Annotated in this window: 2 protein-coding genes; both read right to left on the reverse strand. The window is 74.8% G+C overall.

Features of this window, described 5'->3' with window-relative positions:
* Positions 1-374 precede the first annotated feature (374 nt).
* Positions 375-1637 (reverse strand): IS701 family transposase, encoded by a 1263-nt coding sequence (locus ACSNOD_RS28820; protein ID WP_436770014.1) that lies wholly within the window; start codon positions 1635-1637, stop codon positions 375-377.
* Positions 1638-2009: 372 nt separating this feature from the next.
* Positions 2010-4109, reverse strand: coding sequence for a PhoX family protein (locus ACSNOD_RS28825; protein ID WP_436770015.1), 2100 nt, complete (start codon positions 4107-4109; stop codon positions 2010-2012).
* Positions 4110-4355: the final 246 nt, after the last annotated feature.

Genomic DNA, 4355 nt, shown 5'->3' on the forward strand with positions numbered 1-4355 from the left:
CCCCCCCCCCCCCCCCCCCCCCCCCCCCCCCCCCCCCCCGCCGCCACGGGCCCTACCGGCACGGGGTCCGCCGGCACGGGCCCCGGCGGTACGGGCCCCACCGGCACGGGCCCCGCCGGCACGGGGACCGCCGCCAACGGCCCCACCGGCACGAGCCCCACCGGCACGGGCCCCGCCGGGGCCGGGCCCGGTGCGCCCGGTGGCTCGAGCGGCCCCGGTGCCCCCGGCGGCTCCAGCGGCTCCAGCGGCCTCGACGACGCGGGGGCCCCCGGCGGCGCGGGCGGCCCCGGCGCCGCCGGCGGTCCTGGCGCCTCCAGCCGCCCCGGCGGCAGCGGCTCCGCCGCGCCCGGCGGGCCCGGCGGCGCCGGAGACGCTCAGGACGCGTAGCGCATGGGCCGCTCCCCGGCCGGCCGCACCTCGCTCGCCCGCGCCAGCGCAGCCACCGCGTGCGCGGCCGACGCCAGCGTCACATGGCGGTGCCAGCCGCTGAACGAACGGCCCGCGAAGTCACGGATGCCCACCTGGTCGGCGATCTCCGTGAAGTCCCGGTCCACCCGCTGCATCAGCCGGCTCAGCCGCACCAGCGCGGCCGGCTGCACGCCCATCATGTCGGTGAGCCACAGCTCCGTCGCCCCGCGCCGGCCCGGCTCGCCGATGCCCAGCAGCAGCAGCTCGCCGCGGCGCTGGGCCGGGCCCCGGTCCGCCAGCCGGGGCGGCCGGACCGGCTGACCCGTCCGCGAGGGCACCCGTACCCGTACGGCCGCGGCCAGCGTCGACCGCAGCCCGCCGCCGGCGCGCGCGTCCGACCAAACCACCGGCCGCCGCATGTCCCGGGCCAGCCCCATGATCTGGTGCGCGGGCAGCGCCTCGCCGCCGGAGGCGGGCAGCGCCCGGTCCACCACCGACAGCCGCAGGGTGCTGCTCACCCGGATCAGCATCGGCACCCCGGCCGCGCCGAGCCGGCGGGCCGTGGTGACGGCGCAGCCCTCGCGGGCGTCCAGCACCACCGGCCGGATCGGCAGCTGCCAGTCCGACATCATGCCCAGGTACGCCTCCACCGCGCAGTCGCCGAGGGACTCCTCGGCGACCCCGTCCGGGATCGACGCCCTGCTCCGCCGGCCGCTGTCCTCCAGCCAGGCCCCGGAGAGGTGGAGCCGCCAGTTGACCGGCGCACACAGGTCCTCCGAGGCGGACCAGACGCCGATCGCCTGCTGGGCGTTGAGCACCTGTCCCAGGTCCGGGAAGAAGCGCCGGTCCACCCCGACGGAGTTCTCCCCCGCCTTGGGGATGACCATCGGGCGCACCACCCACGCCTGGGGCGGTGCGATCCGCGCCAGGTGCTGGGCCAGCGCCCGCCGCACCGGTGTCCAGTCCCAGGTGGAACTGGAGATGAAGTGGTGCAGGCTCTGTTCCGTGGCGTGCCCCCCGATGAGGGCCGCGATGTTCCGTATCGACTTGCGCCCCGGGGCGCCGAGCAGCCCCCGGATGTAGTCCATGCCCTTCCTGCGCTGGTCGCTGCGCGGCAGCGTGCCGAACAGCCCCGCGCACAGCTCCGCCAGCACCACGTCGTGGGCGCTGACCTGTGCCGGTGCGTGTGCCTGCCTCTTGTCCCCCGTAAACAGGGCAACACCACTCATGGAAATCCCCACTTCGGCTAGACCGACAGCCGTTGCCGTTCCTCCTTCAACGGTGCGGTCGCGCGGTGCGGGTGGCCAGGAGCGCAGAACACACGGCTGGGGGTCGCGAACGGTGGCCCAACCACCACGGGGGCGCGGCGCGCGGGCGGCCGGCGGGCCGCGGATCGCCACCGGCGGCGCGGGGTGTGGTCCGGCCAGCGCCCGGCGGGGCGGATACGGTGGTCCGTCCCCCTGGACCTCCGTTCACCGGGGAGAGTCTCGGAAACTCGCTCCGGACATGACACGGGCACATACGTGAGGGTTGACGGAGCCCGCGCACAAAAAAATGGGGGCGGGGAGCCTCGCTCCCCGCCCCCACCGCGCCGCGTCGCGTCAGACGCCGATCGCCCCGCCGTCACGGCGCCACACGCTCACCACGGACGGCCGGGTGATCTTCCCCGGGCCGTCGGGCCAGGTCGACGCCGGCTTCTCCACGGACGCCCCGTCCACCTCACCCGGGTGCTGCACGGCGACCAGCACCCGCCGCTCCTGCACGATGGGCCCGCAGGTCTCCGCCCCGGTGGGCACCGTCAGGAACTGCTTGACCTCGCCGCGGTTCGGCCCGGTCGTGGCGACGCCGAAGAGCCCGTCGTGGCTGCCGAGCGCGTTGCCGTCCGTGGAGATCCACAGGTTGCCGTGCGGGTCGAAGGTGACGTTGTCCGGGCAGGAGATCGGGCTGACCTTCTCCTTGGGGAAGCCCGCGAAGTACGTGGCGGGGTCCTCGGGGTCGCCGCAGACCAGGAAGAGCCGCCACGCGAAGCGGTCGGCCGCCGGGTCGTCCCAGTGCTCGGCCAGCTCCAGCACCTGCCCGTGCTTGTTGGCGTTGCGCGGGTTGGCCTCGTCCGCGCCCGCCTTGCCGGCCGCGCCGCGGTCCTTGTTGTTGGTGAGCGCCACGTACACCCGGCCGGTGCGCGGGCTGGGCTCGATGTCCTCGGGCCGGTCCATCTTGGTGGCGCCCACCTTGTCCGCGGCGACGCGGGTGTAGACGTACACCTCCTCGGCCGTCATCCCCGGCACGTACGAGGTGGAGCCGGAGGCCAGCTTGATCCACTCGCCGCTGCCGTCGAACTCGCCGTCGACGGGGTGCTTGCCGCTGCCGTCGATCTGGTCGGCCGGGCTGTCGCCGGTGAGCCGGGCGACGTAGAGGGTGCCCTCGTCCAGCAGCGTCAGGTTGTGCTCCCGGGCGGCCCGGCCGCCGCCCTTCTTCATGCGCCGGGCGGAGACGAACTTGTAGAAGTAGTCGAACCGCTCGTCGTCGCCCATGTAGACCACCGGGCGGCCGTCGGCCGTCAGCCGCGGCTGGGCGGCCTCGTGCTTGAAGCGGCCGAGCGCGGTGCGCTTGCGCGGCGTGGAGTCGGGGTCGTGCGGGTCGAGCTCGACGACCCAGCCGAAGCGGTTCGGCTCGTTGGGCTCCCGCGCGATGTCGAAGCGCCGGTCGAACCGCTCCCACTTGCGCTCGGTGGCCCCCTTGTTCAGGCCGTATCGCTTGAGCCGGGCGGCCGCGACCGGGTCGGTCACGGTGTTGCCGTTCGCGAAGTACTGGTCGATGTTCTCCTCGCCGTGGAGGGTGGTGCCCCACGGGGTGGTGCCGCCGGCGCAGTTGTTGAGCGTGCCGAGGACGGTGGTGCCGGCCGGGTCCGCGGAGGTGCGCAGCAGGGGGCTGCCGGCCGCCGGGCCGGTGATCCGGAACGGGGTGGTGGCGGTGATACGGCGATTGAGCGGGTGCCGGTTCACGGCGGTCAGCCGGCCGCTCCACCACTCCTCCTGCACGACCACCACGGACAGGCCGTGCGCGGCCCAGGCGATCTCGACCTGCTCGCGGGTGGGGTTGTTCGCGTCGTACTTCGCGAACATCAGCATCTCGTCGGTGTACTCGTGGTTGGCCACGAGCAGATACCGGCCGTGCTCGCCGGGCAGCGGCAGCAGGCTGAGGAAGTCGTTGTTGTAGCCGAACTGGCCGGCCTGGGCCTTGGCCGACTGCTTGTTCGCGTCGAAGGCGGGCGCGCCCCGCAGGATCGGGTCGCCCCAGCGGATCACGACATTCTGCGCGTAACCGACGGGGACGGTGACGGCGTCCCTGGTGTTGGGCGTCACGGGGGTGAAGCGCAGGCCGCGGGCGCCCCGGTCGGCGCCGTTCCGGGCGGCGGCCGCGGCGGCCCTGTCGGCGCCGGAGGCGTTCTCGGCGGCCTCGGCGGCGGACGCGGTGGGCGCCCCGCGCAGCGCGGCGGCCCCGGCGGCCGTGGCCACGGTCACCACGGCGCCGGCGCGCAGCACGTTGCGGCGGGAGAGGACACCGGCTATGACGTCACCGACATAGGCGTTGTCGCTGGTGTTCGGCACCTCGTGGAAGCAGGCGTCACCGCAGCGGAAGCGGCAGGTCATGGCGGACCGTCCGCCCGGGTGCGTACTGATCAGCGGCAGGAGTCTGCGCACGACTTCTTTCCTCCGTATGGGCTTTCCCCGGCGCGGCGTGCGCCGACATGAATGTCGGATGATGTCCGGCGGCGACGCTAGGGCGGAAGATCCGCGCATTGGCGGACGGCGGGTGAACGTACGGTGAAGTCCGCGCGTACGTGAAGTCCGGGGCGCCGTCGGGTCCTTCGGCGGCCTCTGCGGGGGCGGCCTCCACCGGGGTGGCCTGTACGGCGGTGGGCCGCGCCGCGGTGGTCTCCGTGGCGG

Origin of the sequence: Streptomyces sp. URMC 123, from assembly GCF_051386515.1 — a bacterium.
Classification (GTDB): Bacteria; Actinomycetota; Actinomycetes; order Streptomycetales; family Streptomycetaceae; genus Streptomyces.

Coding starts and splice junctions, on each gene's coding strand:
- ACSNOD_RS28820 (WP_436770014.1), bottom strand. CDS start 1,637: ATGAGTGGTGTTGCCCTGTTTACGGGGGACAAGAGGCAGGCACACGCA.